We start from the raw sequence: 21,515 nt of genomic DNA on the forward strand, positions 1-21,515 counted from the left end.
CAGCTGCGTTAAAAATTTCTCATTTAGAACAACTAAATAACGAAATTTTTGCCTTGCTATCGACAAGGTTTTCTTGCTTCAAAATAGACCACTTAGTTAAGCGGATTGGTATCACCCTTATTTTGCGTAGGGAATAAATTGGTCGTCTAGCGGAGTATCTGCAAAGTGGTTGGTATAGTTGCTCAATGTTTTTTGCGCGACGCCTAATAAAATTTCAAGTAGCTGTTGATTAGTATAGCCTGCTTGAAAAAAGCGATTTAGCTGTTGCTGCGACAGCTTTCCTTGAGAAGTTACAATTGCTTTTGTGGTACTTCTTAGTACCTCTAGCTTAGGATCGGTAAGTGTGTCGTTGTTGATAAGTTGTGCGACAAGTGACTGTTCGACTTTCATCATGTCGGCAATTGCGCTGTGCGCTGGTACACAATAATGGCAGCCGTTGACGACGTTAATTGTTTGCCAGACAACGGTCTTTTCCTGTGCGTTGAAACTTGTCTGTAAAAAGAGCGCGTGAAGTGTTTTGTATGCTGTTAATACACTGGGTGCCTGCGCCATCACACCATGTAAGTTTGGGATCCAACCAAAGTTTTCTCTTGAACTTGTAAGTTCTTGTCGAGCTGCTTCTGGGGCATTGGTTTCGTTATAAATAGTAAAAGACATAGAGAACTCCATTTTTATGTTGCTGTGTAATTAATCATAGTGTGATCTTAACGATAAAAAATGTACTATTGATGCTCATAAGTTCTTACTTATTGCTTTGGAGTTCAATTTGGCGGGTTTTTTAGACTTTATTAATTTGCTCAAGTTAGAGGTGGATGTTTATCATAATGCCAGAGTATGTGGTAATTGGACGATAAACGCACATTCAGTTGGCCAAACATGCTTCCATATGGCGACACAAGGAGAGTGTGTGCTCAATGTGCCTAATAAAGGTCAGTGGCGTTTAAAAGAGGGGGATTTGGTGATATTTCCAAATGAATTGCCGCACTCAATGGTAAGCGTGAAACCCTTACAAGGTCCGCAACAACATCTTCCTGTAGCCAATAGTCAACACCTTGATGGTACGAGCATGTTATGTGGAAAAGTAAGTTTTGAGCACTTGGCAAATGAGCATTTGCTAGCGACTTTACCTAAGGTTTTGGTGATAGAAAATACACTAAATACCCCTTGGCTGACTCAATTAAGAGAGATGATCTTACTGGAATCTTTATCTAGCGAGCAAAGCACTAATGTGATCATTACGCGTTTGTGTGAATTGTTATTTGCCTATGCATTACGCCACTATTTGCAAACGCATGTTATAACCAATAGTGTTTTTGCATTGTATACATCTGAGCCATTAAATAAGGTGATCGATTCAATTCACAATGAACCTCAGCGAGCATGGACACTAGCAGAATTGGCTTCCATTGCTTGTATGTCAAGAACTAAGTTTGCACTGTTGTTCAAATCAGTCAGTAGCTGGACAGTAATGGAATATATCACCTGGTGGCGCATGCAGCTGGCATGGCGTTATCTTAGCACAGGGCTTAGCGTGCTGGTGGTCGCTAACAAAGTGGGTTATTTATCAGAAGCGGCTTTTTCTCGGGTATTTAACAAGCATTTTGGTTGCTCCGCAGGACAGGTGCGACGCGGCTATGGCAAAAGGCAGTAAACATCGGTATTTGTTTACGATTGTCTAGTTATTAAATTTGGTGCCTTGAAGTAATAGCTTTTTTTAGCGCACGCGCGAGTTACACAGCCTAACTACTTTTAAAAAATGGGTTGATTTGCGACTCATTGGTAGTGAGGTATTCAAACCGTAACAGTGCCAAGGTACTGCTTTGTTGCGTGCGTAGGTTACTGGCATCTTTGTCGACCTTATAATTTAGCTCAGCTGCAACTTCATGAACTTTAGGGGCAATGTAGGTATTAACCCAAAAGGTATAAGTTTGAACAGGGCACTAACTCAGCAACCTGTAGTGGCACAATAAACAAGTATGCGACCACTACCCAATAGTGAAGCAAAAAATAAACTAAGTCATTTATTTCAATAGCTTGCAATAAAGCCAGCTGTTTTTTATTACCCACTCTCATACCCGCACAGTGACGTTTACCCAAAACGCATTTGGTATTGTGACGTATCCGTTTGCTTGATAATGTAGCCATAAATGAAACTTTTTATTAATTGAATGGTTAGGCTAGGAGCTTAAGTCACATCTAAGGAAAAGTATGAGTAAGATATTGTCGATAGTTTTGTTTATGATCTCATGGTCTAGCTGGTCAATTGTGCAAAGACATGATGTACCAAAAGATATGTATATAGCTCAATCAACTCCCGAATATCTCATTGACATGCCCGGTGAGGGTCACGGAGTTTTAATTAAGCCAAACTGGATTGTCACCGTGGCACATCTAATTTTTGCTGATTATACAGGGCGTGAAATTACCATTGCCAATGAGCAATTTACCATTGAAAAAGTGATAGTTCACGCGAATGCTAAAAAGCCAAATGAAGCCTTATTTAAAGGCGATGCAAAACCTCTGATGGACTTTATGAAAACCACAAGTGATATCGCTCTTATTAAGTTAAGCAAAGATGTTACGCATGTTAAGCCTATTGAGCTTTATACCAATGATGATGAGAAAGGGAAAGCTATCACGGCATTTGGCCGAGGCTCAACTGGCGATGGCCTAAATGGCTCAATATTTGAGACAAAGAGGCAAAAAACGCTACGACGGATGCAAAACACCATAGATAGGGTTGATGGCAATTGGTTATCGATTAAATTTGATAAAGGTGACAAGGGGTTGCAATACGAAGGTCTTGATGGTTCGGGCGATAGTGGCGGCCCGCTAGTATACTCAGGTAATGAGCAGCAATATCTCGTTGGTATGTTTAGTTGGGATTTTGTTGAAGGGGATCTAAAGAGCTTCAAACATGGACTGTATGGCGGAAGATCATATCAGGTGCGTATTTCTTCATACATCGATTGGATTACTACTCAGATTAATGCTAATCCCTAATTTTTAGCTGGGTGTTAGCATTGAGAATAGAAAAGCGACTTCGTTAAAAACTACTTAATCTCGCTTTGGCAATGAGCATTTTTCTGTCATCAAAATAGCTTTATCGTTTAATGCAATAGGTATGATCTGTAGCGTCCATTGAATTAATAAAATCCGATATGAGATCAGGTTTTCTCAATGACAACACGCTGTAAAGTTAGTTTGTTAGCGTTACTATTATTAGGTATTTCTGACAATTAAATTTGGGGGTAACAGGGTTGACTCTACTTTTTCTCCACGTATTAGATTAAGCAGATTACTCACCAGCATCTGTCCGGCCAGCGTGGTGTTTTGTTGAATGGTTGTCAGCGCTGGTGAGACATAACTGGCAGCTGGAATGTTATCAAACCCGACAACTCGAACATCATTAGGGACTTTGATATTCGCTTCTTGCAAGGCGCGAATTGCACCGATAGCGATAAGATCACTGGCTGCAAATAAAGCATTAAATGAGATGTTATTCGCGATTAATGATTTAGTGGCGTGGTAGCCTGAGTCTTCAGTGGATATTGCATTTGCTGTTTTTCGTTCACTCAAGGTATAACCATGTTGTTCAAAGGTATCTTTAAAGCCTTGATATCGAGAAAAAAACTCAGGGCTGTGATGAGAGGCATCACCAATAAAGGCACAATCGGTACGTTTATGCTCAATCAAATGCTTTGCGGCAAGTTGTCCACCACCATAATTATCGCAACTGACGGTTAAATCTGGTCGGCCATCAACTCTTGCACCCCAACACACAAACTTAGTGTCTTGATCTAATAGTTGTTGCAATTTTGACTGATAGTCTAAATAGTCGCCATAGCCGAGCAAAATAATACCATCAGCGCGATGGCTGTCTTCATAGTCGGCACGCCAATCTTGACTGCTAGATTGAAATGACACGAGCAAGTCATAGCCTTCTTTAGCGCACGCGCGAGTAATACTGCCTAACATGCTCAAAAAAAATGGGTTGATTTGTGACTCATCGGTAGTGGGGTCTTCAAACAGTAACAATGCCAAGGTACTGCTTTGTTGCGTGCGCAGGTTACTGGCGTTTTTGTCGACCTTATAATTTAGCTTAGCTGCCACTTCATGTACTTTACGGCGAGTTTCTTCATTTACCAGCGGGCTGTTTCTTAAGGCACGAGATACAGTTGACTGGGATACACCAGCATAGTGGGCAATATCAAAAGAAGTCGCTTTACCTTTATGTTTCATTTTTCCGCTCGAATGAAGTTAACTCCGTCATTGTCAGGATTTGAATATTTTTTTCAACCAATTTCGCTATATTCATTAATTTTTTATTGCCACATTCTGACACCGGTGTCATAATGTGGGTGTTTTATCATTTTGTTGTCAAAACGTATTGGCTGCCCAACACTTGTGGGCAGCATTTTTTTACGTCAGTTAGCGTGCAAAATTAACTGAATGACCAATAGAAATAATTGCATTGGCAAATAGAGCTTGGTGCAAAAAAATAAGCGCAGTTAGTGCGCAATGACAAAAGAGAAAACAACATGACCCAGACAACAAGTTACCAACATCAAGATTTTGAGCCGATTGTCGTTGCAGATATCGGTGGCACGAACGCAAGGTTTGCGGTCGTGACTCATTATTGTCAACAAACTCGCCAATTTAAAATCCAACACCAAGTTACTTATCCCAGTGCAGAGTTTCAGTCATTTGAAAGCGCTTTAAGCCGTTTTATTGAGCAATTGCCTATCAGCAAACCGTCAAGAGCAAGCCTTGCGGTGGCCGGTCCGATAAAGTCTCAGCAAGTTTACTTAACTAACTTAGGCTGGCACTTTAGTATTCCACAGCTGAAAACTCAGATGGGATTTAACGACCTTGCTGTGATCAATGACTTCGCCGCATTTGCATACGCCGCACCATACTTAGATACAGAGCAAAATATTCTTATCAAGTCGGGGCAGCCTGAACCTGATGCGAATATTGCGGTGATGGGGCCTGGTACGGGGTTTGGTGCAGCCTGTTTAGCCCGAGATATTAACGGTAGCGCGGTGATGAGCTGCGAAGCGGGGCATATAAATCTTGCCCCAGTGACAGCGCTTGATAGGCAGTTGTTGCATGTACTGCGTGCAAACTTACAACATGTTTCAATCGAAAGTGTCTTTTCGGGCCCTGGTATTGCGCGACTGTATCGAGCAATGGCTGAAGTTAAAGGGCATACCCCAATGGACTTAAATGCAGCACAGATTAGCCAGCTAGCGCCAGAGTGTGAAGTATGTGATGCAACGCTCACGCATTTTTGTGACTGGATGGGCAGCGTTGCGGGCGATCTGGCGCTCACGTTTGGTGCTTTGGGAGGCGTGAACATTGGTGGTGGTATTTTACCGCGAATGACAGAGCGTTTGTTATCTAGTCGTTTTATTGAAAGGTTTACTGAAAAAGGGCTAATGTCGCAGTATGTAGGACAAATTCCCGTCACTTTAGTAGTACAAGATAATATTCCTTTAATTGGTGCCGCGGCATGTTTACATGAACGCCGTAGCTAATTGAGGGGCTTGGAATAAAGGCATGAAAAAAGTAACCATTAATAGTGTTGCCACTTACGCTGGGGTATCGAAAAAGACCGTATCTCGGGTGCTCAATAATGAGCCAAATGTAAGTCCAGCAACTCGAGAAAAAGTGTTAAAAGTATTTAAAGAGCTAGACTATACGCCAAACCCAATAGCTCGGGGCTTGGCGAGAAATAGAAGCTTTATTATTGGTTGCTTGTACGATAACCCGAGTAAAAGTTATATCACTCGTGTGCAAAGCGGTGCGCTTGAAGCGTGCCATAAACATCACTATAACCTCCTTATTCACCCTTGTGAGCTGCGCGGCGAAGCACTCATTGAGAACATTGAGCACCTTTTGACGACTTCACGTCTAGATGGCATGGTTTTGACTCCTCCATTTTCTGATTCACAAGAGCTCATCACCTTTTTAAAGAAAAAGAATATTAACTTTGCACGTGTTGCGTCTGCGATAGATGATGCAGAGTCAATCTCAGTGCGCAGTAATGATGAGCAAGGCGCTTATGAAATAACCGAGCATCTGATTAATCTGGGCCACCGCAAGATTGCATTTATTAAAGGTCACCCAGATCACAGTGCAACCGAACAACGTTTTACAGGTTATCAAAGGGCGCTAGCGGCACATCACATCGCTTTTGACTCTCAACTAGTGGCAGAGGGAAACTTTAGTTACCACTCTGGTGCGGATAGTGCTAAAGCTATTTTAGATTTAAATCCACGACCAAGTGCGGTGTTTGCATCAAATGATTACATGGCTGCAGCAGTTTTGAAACTTGCAACGCAACGTCAATTAAAAGTGCCTGAAGACATTTCGATTGCGGGATTCGACAACGCACCTATTGCACGTCATATTTGGCCTGGCTTAACAACGATAGCGCAACCTGTCGAAGAAATGACTCGCCAAGCGGTTGAACAATTAATTTTTCAAATCGGTGATGAACAAACGCCGGTCTATCAAGCAACGCTCGAAGCGAAACTTATAACACGAGAGTCGACCGCTAAGTTACGTAGCTAATAGCGCCCAGTTTCAATTTTTTATACTTGCCCAAAAGCCTCATATTTTTATGAGGCTTTTTTTATTTGCCTTAACACCAAGCTATTGTGCTAGATCAAGATTTATATAATCAATGAGGCGTAATGTATCGGTATTGGAAATACATTTTTAGATGATAAACAACAGGAATAAAACGATGAACATTGAACGCCACAGTCTCGCTAAAGAATTGCCTGAATTTAAAGACAAGATCCATGAACTAAAAATGAAAGACCGTCATTTTGCGCGCCTTTTTGATGATTATCATAATTTAGACCATGAAGTTATTCGTATTGAAGAAGGGGTTGAAAATACCTCTGATGAGTATTTGGATTCTCTAAAAAAACAAAGATTGCACTTAAAAGATCAGCTTTATGCGATTTTAAAGTGTGCATAACTCGCTCGGTTTAAACACGTCACAGACCTCTAAAATGCTCTCATAGCGACTATCCCATCAGAAGTTATGAGAGTATTTTTATAAACACACTCTCTCGATCATGCCACTAAATTGCTGCTTGTTTTCGTTATTAAAGCGGTTACTCTCACCATATAATGCGCATTTATTGAATATTTTAACGGATTACATTTTAGTTCAAATCGTGTTTACAAAAATTCAGATTTGTATAAATATGGGGAACTCTCGACATAACTTTTTATATGTGACGCTGAACTATTTGGCGAACACACAATAAAAAATGAAAATTTCAGCGTCTTTGCTTAAGGAATAGCACTTTATATGCAATTGTTAATTGATGAGCACGTAGCAGCATTTGCCAAGCGAACAAAGCGACCACAAATAAATGTAGCGCTTTGGCACAATAATGTCGTTTACGAGTCATCTTTCGGTATTTCAAAAAGTGAAGCGGTGGATGTATTTGAGATAGGATCAATCGGAAAAACGTTTACAGCGACTTTGTTGGCAATACTCGTTGAGAAAAGAGTGATTAATCTTAACGACCGAATAGGTAAATATCACCCTAACTTGCCACTTTTGAAGGATGTGACTTTTAAGCAGCTAGTAACACATACATCTGGGTTACCAGCTGAACCCATTGATTCTATTTGTTTTTCTCACTCTGCGCTTATTTCTAAACTGCTTGAATTTCAAGATGAAGATATACCTCGGTTTCTGGGTAACATCAAAAAGCCATTACAACCGGGTAAGTTTTTATATTCAAATTTGGCAATGGCACTTTTGGGCAATACATTAGCACAATGCCTAGGAATGAGTTATGAGCATGCTGTTAAATCACACTTGCTGACGCCATTGGGAATGGTAGATACCCACATCAGTGAAAAGAATTATGCAAGTACGCGCTTGGCTTCAGGGCATAATGCGAGTGGGAAAATAGTCCCTCACTTTAAGTGGCAAGGAATGGAGCCCGCTGGAGTTTGGCGTTCAACATGTCAAGACATGATTACATATTTAAAGGCCCACCTAGGCCATGCTGGTGAAGATTGGCAGCATCAATTACAAATAACCACTTCACCTGTTTACGCTGATCCCAAACTTAGCCATATCGGGTACGCTTGGGTTCTAGAGCAGCGTAAGGAGCTTGGTCTGCTTGCTTGGCACAATGGAGGGACATTTGGTCAACATGCAGTAATAATGAGTGCCAAAGAGCGTAACATGGGGATTGTTATTCTGAGCAATCAGTCTCCAAGGCTTTGGCATGGCTTTTTTGCGTCTTATAGTTTAGAGGCACTGGCGGTTCGTATTCTAAAGGCTTTAGTGTGAATTAAGTATGACTGTTTTGAGGCTTTTAATAATATGACTGACCTTATCAACGTCTAGTTGAAGTCATAAATTCGCATAGCGAATTTTCCACTATACTTTTAAGCACTTTATTTTTGATGGCGAAGTTATGTGGACTCGGTAGCATTTGTTCTTGTCTGTACTGGGATTGTGGGGCTATGCCTGTCACTCCACTCTGCTTATAAGACTTGTCAAGTTTCAAGTCATGTTGGCTGGCGGGTACTGTTTGGCTTAATCATCTTTTTTATTTTAGGTTATTGCTCATTTGCGGCGTATCTGTTCGAGCAGGGCAGAACTAACCTCCTAAATGTCGGCTTGGCGAGTATTTTGTTCTTCGGTGCCATTTTTGTGGTGCTCGTTAATTATTTAGCAAGGCAAAGCTTGGAGTCGCTGGCAAAACTCGTTGAGTATGAGCGTTGTCATGCGCAAACCGATTTTCTGACTAGGTTAAGCAACAGAGAACACTGTATTGATACCATTGAAGAAAAGCTTAGGTCAAAAGAGCCGTTCTCGTTATTTTTGATTGATTTGAACAACTTTAAAAATATCAATGACTCGGTGGGCCACTTATTTGGTGACAAAGTGTTGATTGCATTTTCAAGACGAATCACACAAGCTCTGTTAGATGAGAGTGCGTTATTTCGAATGGGGGGTGATGAGTTTATATTAATCATAGATGATCAGGCTGAGAGTCAAGTCTATAAACAAAACAATCGACTTATGAAGGTGTTGGAGCAGCCTTTGAGAATTGATGAGATCCAAGTAGACATAGACTATAGCGCGGGTGCTGTGATTTATGATGGTAAGTCGCAAACAGGTTGTACAAGCATATTAAATTGCGCAGATGATGCTATGTATTGCGCTAAGCGTTCGGGGCAAACGTTAGTCATTTATGATGCCGCTATTCATGCCAATAAAACGAATGAGCTACATGTGTCTTTAGGGCTCAAAGAAGCGATAGAAAAACACACGGTTAAGGTCTTTTATCAGCCTATTATCAAAGCTGATTGTGGCGAAGTATATGGGGTCGAAGCGTTAGCTCGATGGCCGCAGGATACGGGGGGCTTAATGATGCCCGAGTACCTTATCCCGACATCTGAAAATAGTAACTTAAACCGCCAATTGAACATATTTGTAATTAACAAAGTGTTTGAAGACTTGCCAACATTGCTCGATTGTGAGCCCAATCTGGTCGTGCATATTAATTTATTTGGCTGTGACTTTTTAAATAAGGAGCTGGTGAACTTACTAGCAAGTTTACTCACTCACACAAAAGTGAATGCCAAGCATATTTTGTTTGAGTTCCCTGAGCGGATGATGTCACTTGATATAGCAAAAACAAGAGCGCTTTTTGAAGTGCTTATTGATATGGGATTCGCGGTTGTAGTTGACGACTTTGGTACTGGCTTTTCATCTTTTAGCGTAATGAAGGACTTACCATTGGCGCAAATCAAATTAGATAGAGCACTGGTGGAGCACTGTCTGAATGATGCACGAACGAAGACGATTGTTGAAACAGTTTTATTTATGGCACGAAAAATGGGCGTCAGCGTAGTTGCTGTGGGTGTTAACAACGATAAGGTTGCTGATTATCTATGTGAGTGTAAATGTCAGTACCTACAAGGCTTTAATGTCAGTGATGTGATACCTTTGAAAGAGTGCATCAATTGGATAGAATCAAATCGCATTGTAAATTCAGAATTAAAAAAATATTAGATATTTGTTTGATAGCTTAATCCTGCAAATTACACAAAGAAACGTGCACTGATTGCTTAGACATATAAGTAATAGTATAAAGCCCTGCAAAGGGCTTTATTTTAGCCGTAAAATATCGCTTAAAACTGCGGAGGTTTTATTGGCGCAGTAAAACCATACAAACTTTCAAACCCGGGAATATTCCTCTCCCATATCGGTGTATCCTTACCTATATAATCACGCAATGCATCGAAAAATAGTCTGGTTCTTACGGGTAAGTCTCTGTGAGGATAAACCGCATAAAGTGCTGAATAATCACTGAGCGTAACATTGGTGAGTAATGGAACGAGTTGCCCATTGATAACTTCTTTATCGACCAAAAAAGCAGGCACGTTGCAAAATGCGGTGTCAGATAGCACTTTCATCATCAATAGTTCGCCATCATTACTGCGAAACACGCTTTTTATTGCCACTTCTTGAGGCTCATTGTTTTCGTCTAGATAGCTAATACCATTAAACTTAAGCCCTTCGCTTGCGTATGATGCCGCAGGAAGTACGCTTAAGTCTTCCATGCATTTAGGTTCACCATAAGTGGTTAAAAATTGCGGTGTGGCCAACATCACCAACCTGTTTCTGGCTATTTTTCGCGCTATTAAAGAAGAATCTTTAGGCTCTCCAACCCGAAAGGCGAGATCGTATCCTTCACCAACGATATCGACTAATCTATCTTCTAGGCGTAGTTCAACTTCAACTTGCGGGAAGCGTTTTTGGAATTCGTTAACAACGGGCTGCACATAACGCCGGCCAATAATGGTTGAGCTGGTTATTTTGAGTAATCCTTTGGGCTCTGTATGGTAATTTTCCGCTAAAAGTTGAGTCTCACTGAGGAGCTTTCGCAGCTGTTGCGCTTTTTTTACCATCTCTGCACCAGCAGCGGTTAAAGAGAATGAGCGTGTTGTACGATTAAGTAATCTAACACTAAGTTCTTCTTCTAATTTGCTGATTTGTTTTGATATTACTGAGCGGTCAATATCTCGATGTTGAGCCGCTTTGGCAAAAGAACCGCGTTCAACAACATCTAAAAACATGAGCAAGCGTGTACTTGTATCCATATCTTTTCAAGCAGTGAATATTATTGGTGCTATTTTGGCATTAAATAATTTAAAAATCGATGCTTATTTGTCTCTTTTTGATTCTGTAGACTAGTTACTATTCGAGGAAGAGGAGAGAAGTAGATGAAAAAGTCATTAGTGACAATCGCAATACTGGGCTGTCTAGCCTATTTAACAGGATGTAGTGAATCTCATGCTGAAGCGCCTCAGGCTCAGCAACAGCAAGTATTTAAGCAACCAATTGACGTAGCATCAGTGCAAGCTTACCCGGTACAAGCTTGGTTTACTTATACTAGCCGCTTAGAAGCTGTTGAGTTTGTGCAACTAAGGCCGCGCGTTTCGGGGAATATCGCCCAGGTCAATTTCAAAGAAGGGCAGCAGGTTAACCAAGGTGATGTGTTATTTACGCTAGATAAAAGGCCGTTTATGGTGCGAGTGTCTGAGCTCAAAGCGCTATTGGCCAGCGCTCAAGCACAGTTATCGCAGGCTAAAAATGATGTTAAACGAGCAAAGCGACTGCTAGCAAGTAAGTCAATTTCAGAAGAAGAAGTTGAGCACCGCCTTTCATTGCGTGCTCAACATGAAGCAAATGTACAGGCAACGAAGGCTAAATTAGAAGCCGCTAAACTTGATCTGGCTTACAGCGAAGTAAAGGCGCCCATTAGTGGTATTGTCTCGCGCGCGGAGCTTACAAAAGGCAACACAGTGCAGGCAGGAGTAAGTTTGCTAACACACCTTGTGTCTGATGATCATGTGTATGCATATTTTGATATTAACGAGCGTACCTGGCACCAGCAATTTAGTCAGCTAAAAGGAGACAAAACAACCAGCGTCGTTATGCAATTGTTAGGTGAGAAAGGCTTTACTCATGCGGGCGTGGTGGATTTTGTTGATAACCATATTGATGCAGATACAGGTACATTAAGGGTTAGAGCATTGTTTAAAGCCAATGAGCAGCTAAAGCCGGGCGCTTTTGCGCGAATTCGCGTTGCTGCCGATGACATTCAAGAGCAGGTTTTGGTTCCCGAGAAAGCAATTGGTACTGATCTAAAAAACCGTTTTGTGTTAGTCACTGACGAACATGATGTTTTGCAATATAGACTCGTAACATTGGGTGAACGTTATGGCAAGATGCGCGCTATCACGCACGGGTTGGAACCAGGTGACAAAGTAGCAGTGAACGGACCGGCAAGAGTCGGACCGGGTATGCCCGTGGCACCTCAGTTAGTTGAAATCGAGCCCGATCATGCAACGTTGGTGATGGCAGAGCAAGCGAGCAAAACACTTATGCTTGCCAAACAGGGAGAGTAAATAATGTCGTTTTCTCACTTTTTTATTCATCGACCAATATTTGCCGCTATGTTGTCTTTGGTGATTTTCATAGCGGGTGCTTTGAGTTTGTTTCAGCTGCCAGTGAGTGAGTACCCCGAAGTAGTACCGCCTACGGTTGTAGTCTCGGCGAGTTACCCCGGTGCAAATCCAAAAGTTATCGCACAGACGGTGGCAACCCCTTTGGAACAAGAGATCAATGGTACTGAAAACATGTTGTACATGTTTTCACAGGCAACCAGTGATGGTCGTATGACCTTAACGGTAACGTTTGCGCTGGGCACGGACTTAGATCGTGCCCAAGTACAAGTTCAAAATAGGGTTAATAGTGCCTTACCCCGCCTGCCTCAGGAAGTACAGCGCTTAGGTGTGGTAGCAGAAAAAGCGTCTCCAGATTTGACGATGGTGGTACACCTTTACTCTCCTGAAAATACTCATGACACTGCTTATTTATCAAACTATGCGGATCTGTATGTTAAAGACGAAATTGCGCGCTTAAGCGGTGTGGGTGATGTGCAGTTGTTTGGTGGTGGTAAATACGCGATGCGTGTGTGGCTTAACCCAGATGCATTGGCATCTAATCAGCTGACAGCTATGGATGTTGTTAATGCACTTCGTGAACAAAATCAGCAGGTTGCTGCCGGTAGCTTAGGTGCGCAACCCGCTGCTGATGAGTCTCAGTTTCAAGTGTTGCTCAATGTGAGAGGACGTTTAAGTAGTATCGAAGAATTTGAGCAAGTTGTTATTAAAGTGGGGCAGCAAGGGGCTATCACGCGCCTTAAAGATGTTGCTCGTGTGGAACTTGGACAAAGCCAGTATGCACTAAGAGCGTTGCTTAATGGCCAACCTGCGCTGGCCATGCCCATCTTTCAGCGCCCAGGTTCCAATGCCATTGAACTATCAGATCAGGTTCGAGCAACGATGGCACGTCTGAGTGAATCGTTCCCGCAAGGTGTTGAGTACGATATTGTATATGATCCCACGGTGTTTGTGCGAGGCTCGATTGATGCGGTGATAAAAACGTTGCTTGAAGCAATCGTTTTGGTGGTATTGGTCGTTATCATATTTTTGCAAACATGGCGCGCCTCAATTATTCCACTCATTGCAGTGCCTGTGTCTTTGGTCGGCACTTTTGCTGTTATGCAATGGCTCGGTGTTTCTATCAATACATTGTCATTATTTGGATTAGTATTGGCCATTGGCATTGTGGTCGATGATGCAATAGTGGTGGTTGAGAATGTGGAGCGTAACATTGCCAATGGTCTTACCCCTATAGAAGCAACTAAACGAGCAATGAATGAAGTGACAGGGCCAATTATTGCGATAGCATTGGTGTTATGCGCAGTGTTTATACCAACGGCATTTATCACAGGCTTGTCTGGGCAGTTCTATAAACAATTTGCATTGACTATCACCATATCAACGATTATTTCGGCTATTAACTCTTTGACATTATCTCCGGCATTGTCGGCGTTGCTATTAAAACCACATAACAGCGCACCAGATAAGCTTACGGTTGTATTGGATAAGTTGTTTGGTCGTTGGCTATTTGCACCGTTTAACCGCTTTTTTGATGCAAGTGCTCAAGGGTATGAAAAGTTAGTTAAGAAGCTGATCCGCTTATCTACAGTTGTAGCAGTATTGTATCTGGTGCTCGTAGGTTCCACTGTTAAGCTGTTTGATGCGGTACCAGGTGGATTTATTCCCGCGCAAGATAAACAATATTTAGTGGCGATTGCGCAATTGCCTGACGCAGCGAGCCTTGATAGAACTGAAGCTGTCACCCGCGAGATGGAAAGAATAGCATTACAGGTGCCGGGTGTTGCAAACACGGTGTCATTCCCTGGCTTGTCGGTGAATGGTTTTACTAACAGTCCTAATTCAGCCATTGTTTTTACTCCGCTTGAAGGTTTTGCTGAACGTGACGACCCAAGCCTATCAGCCATGGCGATTGCCGCTGAGCTAAATAAGCGATTTACCGCCATTGATGAGGCATTTGTAGCTGTATTTCCGCCACCGCCAATTCAAGGTCTTGGCACCACTGGTGGGTTTAAACTGCAAATCGAAGACCGAGGCAATAAAGGGTTTGAAGCATTATTTTCTGCATTACAGAGCGTAACTAATGAGGCTCGAAAAGATCCCGCGTTAACGGGCCTATTTTCAAGCTTTAGAATTCAAGTGCCACAGATGGATATTGATATAGATAGAGAGCAAGCATTATTGCAAGGTATTCCACTATCGGAAGTCTTTAATGCGCTACAAGTCTATATGGGGTCGCTGTATGTGAATGACTTCAATCTATTTGGTCGTACTTATCAAGTTACCGCGCAAGCTCAGGCGCAAAGCCGTTTAGACCCTCAACAGATTTTAGCTTTAAAAGTGCGCAATGTGCGCGGGGATATGGTGCCTTTAGGCTCTGTTTTAACCGCAACGCCAACTACTGGGCCAGACAGAGTGATGCACTACAATGGCTATCCAAGTGCAGAGCTTAATGGCAGCCCAGCACCTGGCTACAGTTCAGATCAGGCACAACAAGCAATAGAAGCAATATTGGCCGAACATTTACCAGCCGGTATGGCTTATGAGTGGACCGATGTGACCTATCAGCAAATATTGGCGGGTAACACCATGGCATATATTTTCCCGTTGGTCGTGCTGTTGGTGTTTATGGTGTTAGCGGCACAATATGAGAGTTTACGCTTACCTTTAGCGATTATTTTAATAGTACCCATGACCATATTTTCAGCTTTATTGGGAGTATGGTGGATAGGTGGCGATAATAATATTTTCACCCAGATAGCACTGATTGTTTTGGTGGCTTTGGCCTGTAAAAATGCCATTCTTATGGTGGAATTTGCCAAAGAACAAACGGACTCTGGGCAAACGTCTTTTGAGGCAATTATTCGCGCCTGTCGATTGCGTTTACGGCCAATATTAATGACGTCGATTGCGTTTACCGCAGGCGTTGTACCTTTAGTACTTGCAACCGGTGCCGGAGCAGAAATGCGCCATGCCATGGGGGTTGCTGTGTTTTTTGGCATGCTTGGTGTTACCTTATTTGGCTTACTGTTTACCCCAGTGTTTTATATGCTGGTAAGCACCAAAAAAGAGCAGCTTAAAAAGCAAAAGAATGAGGAGGCAGGCGCTCAGGTTTTATAGGGACCAGCTCGTTTTATGGGCCAAGTACTAGGCGTTGTTTTTAAGCAATACCAATCTAGTACTTGGTTCAAATGAGCGTAATTATGACAACTTATTAACTTATAGTTGAGCTATGTCATAATGAATGTTCTAATAATTAAATAAATTACAATAACATTTTGCATAGCTAGGATACGAAAACCTAACTTAACAAAGAGAATAATGTGGCAGCGACAATACCAAACAGAATGAAATCAATACAGCTAAGCAAAGTGGGGCATAACTTTTGTTTAGAACAAGCCGAGCTTACAGTACCTAAAATTACTGAGCAACAAGTGCTTGTAAAAATTGAGTATGTTGGTTTAGGTGCACTAGATGAAAAGTTTGTGCAAACAGGCACGCCATGCTGGCAATATCCTCGCACATTTGGCTTTGATGCCGTAGGTACAGTGGTTGATGCGCCTAAAGGGGTACACCCAAATGTTGGTACCAAAGTGATGTGGCATAACGACATAGGCACGCCAGGCGTAATGAGTGAATATGCCAGTGTTGCTAATTATGCACTTACAGTTTTACCTGAAGGCATAGATTTAGCTAAAGCTGCATGTTTACCGACCCCCGGAATGACCGCACTAATTGCGTTGTTTAAACTACAACTAAACGACGGTGATAGTGTTTTCATTGAGTCTGGGCACTCATGTACTGGACAGCTGGCTATTCAATTTGCAAAGCAACAAGGACTGGTTGTGTTTACCAGTGGTACTGTAGAACAACAAGAGCTACTTAAAAATCTAGGTGCCGATGCGGTATTTACTCTGGATGACAATGAATTAGCGCAGAAGATACAGCGAAATCATGGTTATGATGGTGTTCAAGGTGTTATTGACTGTACCGGATTGTATACCAATGAGCTGATCTCGTTATTACAGTTTTGTGGGCGCATAAGCTGCATTTCGGGCCTACCTAAATTGGATGATGCGTTACTATTTAAAAAAGCCCCCAATATTGGTGTTGTATCTTTGCCTGGCGCATGGCTGGCAAAAAGTATTTGTGCTCAGCAGCGAATGGCATTTTTGGGTAATTTACTTGTAGAAAATTTAGTAAATGATGCTTTGCATATCAGCCAGCATGAGCTTGTTAGTTTTGATGCTGAATCAATCTCATCAGCCTTGAGAAACAGAATACAGTCTGAGCAGGGGGTTTATCAAAGTATCCAAGTCACATAAGCTGGTACATAATTCATATCTCTTTTGATATCACGCGTAATGAGAATATGTCATAGCTCCCTCACACACTTTCTTTAGAATCCTTACAATTACTAACATCTCTGAGACGTTGCTAGCGTTATACTAGTTGCGACAAAAGTGATGCAAGATCTGATATATCAGTTGGCAGACCAAGCGCTATGGCTGGGTTATAGGGGGTTTTTAATTGGTGTTTTATTGGCATCAAATATGTGCCTTTTTGCATCTTTTTATGCATTAAAAGTTTGCGTATCATTCTTCCATCAAAACACTTAGGACGTTTCATTATGAACAAGTTACTCTTTATATTTGCGCTGTTTTTTTCGACGCTTGGCTTTGCCGCAGATACGCCTTATCAGTTGATAAATAAAGTAGGTAATGATCTGTTCTCAGATATAAAAGTGATCAATCAAGATGGTAAAGCAGAAGCTAGCTTGATGAAGAACATTGTTCGTAGTCGGCTGATGCCTCATATTGATGTTAAATTTGTCTCTTTCAAGCTTTTAGGAAAACACATTAAAGGGTTGCAACGTGCTGATGCTATTGAGTTTATTGATGCTGTGGATAGCTATTTAGTCACAACGTATGCCAATGCCTTATTACAATATAAAGGCCAAGAGATTATATACGAAGAGCTGCCAATCAGTAGTGACAGCAATTTTGCTACCGTTAAAGTGATTATAAAAGAAACGGCCGGACCTGATATTGATATGCACTTTAAGTTTAGGCAAAACAATGATGGTAGCTGGAAGGTCTATGACATGGTTGCAGAGGGTATTTCATTACTCAGTGCAAAGCAAAAAGAAATTACCACCCGTATATCTGAAGTAGGTTTAGCAAAAGTAACAACCGAATTAAAAAGCAAGGTTTAAGAGTTTTAACTTTCCGACTTTTAAAGTTAAAAGTTTAAGAGCAGCGTAAGCTGCTCTTTTTTTTAAAATTCTCTGGGAGAGACAAATTGACCATTCATGATTTGGGTATAGGTTTGCTCAGCAAGGTCATCATAGGGGTCGAGTGATTTACCTAAACTTGTGAGTTGGTGCTCTATAGGTAAAATGTCTACATTTTGATAGCCAGATAGTTTCGCAATTTTGGCAAATGTGTAGGCATGCTTAAACTTTTCTTGTTTATAGAAAATACTAGCCAGTGTTTCGTATACCTCGGGTGCTGGTTGCTCACCAGCTTGGTTCAGTTCAAGTACTCGATATAACAAATCAATCGTTTTTTCGTCATCTACCTTTGCGTAAAACGTTGCGAGAAATAACTGTATTTCTGGGTCGTTGCGCACCTCACTTTGATCTTGCATGTTAAGCAGCTTATTCATAGCTATTTTATTGTTGTTTCTTGACCAGTGATAGTAAAGCAAGCCTGGGTGAGAGGTTTCTTCAGTTTCTTTAAAAATGCGGTTTATTTCTTTAAGGCTTGTGAGATGCCCTTCAACACGGGAGGTGGTTTTTTCTTTTAACTTAATATGCTCAATTTTTGCAGCTCGTGATACACATTTATCGTACTTTTCAAACAGACGCAGTAATTCGTATTTGTTCTCATCAGTCGGTTGCTTGTATTCACCGTAGCGGGCCATAATCACATTTGCACGTTCTTCTCTGCAATGGCTATCAGTATTGAGATCACTACAAAACCCCGGTGTTTCGTCGCAAACTTGATTTAATGTTAAAGGATTGTCACACCCTGCCAATAGCAAGACAGATAAGACAAAAGCTTGCCTCAATGCCATAAGATTTCCTCTTATCTTTGTTGATTTACAATATTCTAGCTCAAGGAATTGATGAGTAACAGTGGAGAATCAAAGCAGTTTAAATTAGAATAGCAATGCCCAAGAGGGCTATCCGTTCAAAAAATTGTTTATTAGGCAGAAAAAATGACCTTATCTCACGAGCAAGAATATCAAAATAGCTGGCAAGAGCGCCAAGATTACGCAGAAAATATGCAACCAATTATTGGTCGTTTATACCGTAACTCAGGAATTGAAATTGCTGTTTATGGTCGCCCATTGGTTAATACCAGTACAATTGATGTGATTAAAGCACACAAAACAGTGGCGCGTTTTGAAGAGCGCAAGTTGCGCTTGCGTGAAAGCTTCCCTTTTTTAGAAGCTATCAGCAAAATGGATTTGGCACCGGCACGCATTGACCTTGGTAAGTTAGCTTACGGTTATATCTATAAAAATGCGGGCGAAGGTCGCTCTATTGAAGAATATTTAAACGCAGAGTTAGGTGAGCTACTTAATAAAGGTGGTGAGCAAAAACCGCGTGATGTTGTACTTTATGGTTTTGGCCGTATCGGTCGTTTATTGGCGCGCTTACTGATTGAACGTGGCGGCTCTCACGCTGATTTACGCTTACGTGCTATCGTAGTACGCGGTGGCCGTGATGGCGACTTAGAAAAGCGCGCAAGCTTACTTCGCCGTGATTCAATTCATGGCCCATTCAATGGTTCAATTACGGTTGATCACGAAAAGAGTGCGATTAAAGCCAACGGTAACTACATTCAAGTAATTTACTCGAACTCACCAGATGAAGTAGATTATACAAAATATGGTATTGAAGATGCATTAATTGTTGATAATACTGGTATTTGGAAAGATGAAGATGGTCTTGGCCTGCACCTTAAATCAACAGGTGCTGCAAAGGTACTATTAACTGCCCCTGCTAAAGGCGATATCAAAAACGTTGTTTATGGCGTAAACAACCAAGATATCCAGAGCGAAGATAAGATTGTTTCTGCAGCAAGCTGCACAACTAACGCAATCACGCCTGTATTAAAAGCTATTAACGATAAGTTTGGTATTAAGAATGGTCACGTAGAAACCGTTCACTCTTACACCAATGATCAAAATTTAATCGACAACTATCATAAAGCAGAGCGCCGTGGTCGCAGTGCTGCCCTTAACATGGTTATTACTTCAACGGGTGCTGCTAAAGCGGTTGCTAAGGCACTTCCTGAGCTTGCAGGTAAATTAACGGGTAACGCAATTCGCGTTCCAACGCCTAATGTCTCAATGGCTATTATCAACTTGAACTTAGATACAGCCACAGATCGTGAAGAGCTTAATGAGTTTTTGCGTGATACATCATTGTACTCAGACTTACGAGATCAAATCGACTACACTGCGTCAACAGAAATCGTATCAACAGACTTAGTTGGTAGCCGCTATGCGGGTGTTGTTGATTCGCAAGCAACTATTGTTGATGGCGATCGTGTTGTGCTTTATGTTTGGTACGATAATGAGTTTGGTTACAGCTGCCAAGTAGTGCGTGTAATGCGTGATATGGCTGAAGTATCGTTCCCAAGCTTGCCTCGCTAAAAACGACTTTAGCCTCAAAAAGCCAGCATTTGCTGGCTTTTTTAGTTTTTGAACGTTTCAGGCTATGATACCCTTGAGCCTACTACGTTACAGCTAGCTAACAAGAATAACAGCTAAGTACTCTCTTAAATTTACAAGGGACGAAATAGAAAGGTACATAATGAAGATCTCCAGTAATTTTGATAGTGGTAATATTAAAGTCGTGTCAATTAGTGAACCACTTGATATCCAACTAGAAATTAATAAAGACAACGAATCAGATTTTTTTCAGTGGTTTCACTTTCGCCTAGAAAGTACGCCATTTTTATCACATAAAATGCACATTAATGGGTTAGATAAATCTGCCTATCCAGAAGGGTGGGATGATTATCATGCCGTTGCTTCATATGACCGCCAAACCTGGTTTCGAGTACCGAGCCGGTTCGAAAATGGCAGTTTAGTCATTGATTTTGAACCTGAATATGCTCACACCTATTTCGCCTACTTTACACCGTACAGTTATGAACGCCATTTGGATTTGCTATATTGGGCACAAAGTCATGATGTATGTGAAATCGAAACGTTGGGCGAAACTTTGGATGGGCGCGATATTAGCGTGCTAACAATCGGTGAGCCGAGTGATGATAAAAAACATATCTGGATAACTGCACGCCAACACCCAGGCGAAACAATGGCAGAATGGTTTGTTGAAGGCTTACTTCATAAATTACTGGATGACGAAGACCCACATAGCGCAGCACTGTTAGCTAAAGCAGTTTTCCATGTGGTGCCAAATATGAATCCAGATGGCAGTGTTCGAGGACATTTACGCACCAACGCTGCTGGTATTAACTTAAACCGAGAGTGGCAAACACCTAGTTTAGAAAAATCTCCTGAGGTGTTTCATGTATTTAATAAAATGCGTGAAACTGGCCTAGATATGTATTTAGATATTCATGGTGATGAAGCACTTCCATATAACTTTGTTGCAGGTGGAGAAGGTAACCCAAGTTATGATGAGCGAATTAAAGGCTTAGAAGATGACTTTAAGGCGGCTTTATTAACCATCACACCAGAGTTTCAAGATGAATTTGGGTATGATAAAGATGCACCTGGGGAAGCAAACCTAACTGTTGCATCTAACGCCGTAGGTGAGACATTTAAAGCGTTAGCTTACACGGTAGAAATGCCGTTTAAAGATAATGCGAACTTGCCTGATCCGTATTATGGCTGGTCAGACCGACGCTCTTACCAGTTTGGACAAGATACACTAGCTGCTATTGTTAGTGTGGTTGATAAGTTAAGATAATAAACAAAATAAAGAAGCAACCGAGTACGGT

18 protein-coding genes and 1 pseudogene are annotated in these 21,515 nt (G+C 41.5%); 13 read left to right on the forward strand and 6 right to left on the reverse strand.

Annotated features, from left to right (window positions below):
- Positions 1-117 precede the first annotated feature (117 nt).
- Complete coding sequence (locus tag GDK41_RS06465) at positions 118-657, reverse strand: carboxymuconolactone decarboxylase family protein (protein WP_152085636.1); 540 nt, start codon at positions 655-657, stop codon at positions 118-120.
- A 109-nt stretch (positions 658-766) separates the two neighbouring features.
- On the opposite strand from GDK41_RS06465, the gene GDK41_RS06470 reads away from it, so the two are divergent.
- The gene (locus tag GDK41_RS06470) at positions 767-1,651 is read left to right on the forward strand and encodes an AraC family transcriptional regulator (RefSeq protein ID WP_152085637.1); all 885 of its coding nucleotides are present in this window, start codon (positions 767-769) and stop codon (positions 1,649-1,651) included.
- 53 nt (positions 1,652-1,704) lie between these two features.
- Here the strand turns inward: GDK41_RS06470 and GDK41_RS20330 are convergent.
- Positions 1,705-1,889 (reverse strand): annotated as a pseudogene (locus tag GDK41_RS20330) (LacI family transcriptional regulator); the annotation flags it as partial.
- A 19-nt stretch (positions 1,890-1,908) separates the two neighbouring features.
- Positions 1,909-2,145: a hypothetical protein gene (locus tag GDK41_RS06480; RefSeq protein ID WP_152085638.1), complete on the reverse strand. Its 237-nt coding sequence runs from the start codon at positions 2,143-2,145 to the stop codon at positions 1,909-1,911.
- Between the two features lie 63 nt (positions 2,146-2,208).
- On the opposite strand from GDK41_RS06480, the gene GDK41_RS06485 reads away from it, so the two are divergent.
- Entirely contained in the window at positions 2,209-3,003 is a 795-nt protein-coding gene (locus GDK41_RS06485; protein ID WP_152085639.1) for a trypsin-like serine protease, read from the forward strand.
- Positions 3,004-3,222: 219 nt separating this feature from the next.
- Here GDK41_RS06485 and GDK41_RS06490 read toward each other — a convergent pair whose 3' ends face one another.
- Entirely contained in the window at positions 3,223-4,242 is a 1,020-nt protein-coding gene (locus GDK41_RS06490) for a LacI family DNA-binding transcriptional regulator (protein ID WP_152085640.1), read from the reverse strand.
- Between the two features lie 299 nt (positions 4,243-4,541).
- Between GDK41_RS06490 and glk the strand changes: the two genes are divergently transcribed.
- The 5 genes from glk to GDK41_RS06515 all read left to right on the forward strand — a co-directional run bounded on the left by glk (position 4,542) and on the right by GDK41_RS06515 (position 10,069).
- A complete protein-coding gene (glk, locus tag GDK41_RS06495; RefSeq protein ID WP_152085641.1) occupies positions 4,542-5,540 on the forward strand; it encodes a glucokinase in 999 nt (332 codons plus the stop codon).
- Between the two features lie 22 nt (positions 5,541-5,562).
- The gene (locus GDK41_RS06500; RefSeq protein WP_152085642.1) at positions 5,563-6,579 is read left to right on the forward strand and encodes a LacI family DNA-binding transcriptional regulator; all 1,017 of its coding nucleotides are present in this window, start codon (positions 5,563-5,565) and stop codon (positions 6,577-6,579) included.
- Positions 6,580-6,754: 175 nt separating this feature from the next.
- A complete protein-coding gene (locus GDK41_RS06505) occupies positions 6,755-6,994 on the forward strand; it encodes a YdcH family protein (RefSeq protein WP_152085643.1) in 240 nt (79 codons plus the stop codon).
- Between the two features lie 339 nt (positions 6,995-7,333).
- Positions 7,334-8,335: a serine hydrolase domain-containing protein gene (locus GDK41_RS06510; protein WP_152085644.1), complete on the forward strand. Its 1,002-nt coding sequence runs from the start codon at positions 7,334-7,336 to the stop codon at positions 8,333-8,335.
- Positions 8,336-8,464: 129 nt separating this feature from the next.
- Positions 8,465-10,069, forward strand: coding sequence for a putative bifunctional diguanylate cyclase/phosphodiesterase (locus tag GDK41_RS06515; protein WP_152085645.1), 1,605 nt, complete (start codon positions 8,465-8,467; stop codon positions 10,067-10,069).
- 119 nt (positions 10,070-10,188) lie between these two features.
- Here the strand turns inward: GDK41_RS06515 and GDK41_RS06520 are convergent, their stop codons facing one another.
- Entirely contained in the window at positions 10,189-11,160 is a 972-nt protein-coding gene (locus tag GDK41_RS06520; RefSeq protein ID WP_152085646.1) for a LysR family transcriptional regulator, read from the reverse strand.
- 123 nt (positions 11,161-11,283) lie between these two features.
- Between GDK41_RS06520 and GDK41_RS06525 the strand changes: the two genes are divergently transcribed.
- The 4 genes from GDK41_RS06525 (at position 11,284) to GDK41_RS06540 (ending at position 17,743) form a co-directional block, all read left to right on the forward strand.
- The gene (locus GDK41_RS06525; RefSeq protein WP_152085647.1) at positions 11,284-12,471 is read left to right on the forward strand and encodes an efflux RND transporter periplasmic adaptor subunit; all 1,188 of its coding nucleotides are present in this window, start codon (positions 11,284-11,286) and stop codon (positions 12,469-12,471) included.
- A gap of 3 nt (positions 12,472-12,474) precedes the next feature.
- Positions 12,475-15,648 carry an efflux RND transporter permease subunit gene (locus GDK41_RS06530; protein ID WP_152085648.1) on the forward strand — a complete coding sequence of 1,058 codons (3,174 nt, stop codon included), beginning with the start codon at positions 12,475-12,477 and terminating at the stop codon, positions 15,646-15,648.
- A 203-nt stretch (positions 15,649-15,851) separates the two neighbouring features.
- Positions 15,852-16,853 carry a zinc-binding dehydrogenase gene (locus tag GDK41_RS06535; protein WP_152085649.1) on the forward strand — a complete coding sequence of 334 codons (1,002 nt, stop codon included), beginning with the start codon at positions 15,852-15,854 and terminating at the stop codon, positions 16,851-16,853.
- A 305-nt stretch (positions 16,854-17,158) separates the two neighbouring features.
- Complete coding sequence (locus tag GDK41_RS06540; protein ID WP_152085650.1) at positions 17,159-17,743, forward strand: MlaC/ttg2D family ABC transporter substrate-binding protein; 585 nt, start codon at positions 17,159-17,161, stop codon at positions 17,741-17,743.
- Positions 17,744-17,805: 62 nt separating this feature from the next.
- Here the strand turns inward: GDK41_RS06540 and GDK41_RS06545 are convergent, their stop codons facing one another.
- On the reverse strand, positions 17,806-18,606 hold the full coding sequence (locus GDK41_RS06545) for a DUF2989 domain-containing protein (protein WP_152085651.1): 801 nt from the start codon (positions 18,604-18,606) through the stop codon (positions 17,806-17,808).
- A 144-nt stretch (positions 18,607-18,750) separates the two neighbouring features.
- Between GDK41_RS06545 and GDK41_RS06550 the strand changes: the two genes are divergently transcribed.
- Positions 18,751-20,196 carry a glyceraldehyde-3-phosphate dehydrogenase gene (locus GDK41_RS06550; protein ID WP_152085652.1) on the forward strand — a complete coding sequence of 482 codons (1,446 nt, stop codon included), beginning with the start codon at positions 18,751-18,753 and terminating at the stop codon, positions 20,194-20,196.
- Between the two features lie 160 nt (positions 20,197-20,356).
- Positions 20,357-21,484, forward strand: coding sequence for a M14 family metallopeptidase (locus GDK41_RS06555; RefSeq protein WP_152085653.1), 1,128 nt, complete (start codon positions 20,357-20,359; stop codon positions 21,482-21,484).
- Positions 21,485-21,515 lie beyond the last annotated feature (31 nt).

This window comes from Pseudoalteromonas sp. A25 (assembly GCF_009176705.1).
Classification (GTDB): domain Bacteria; phylum Pseudomonadota; class Gammaproteobacteria; order Enterobacterales; family Alteromonadaceae; genus Pseudoalteromonas.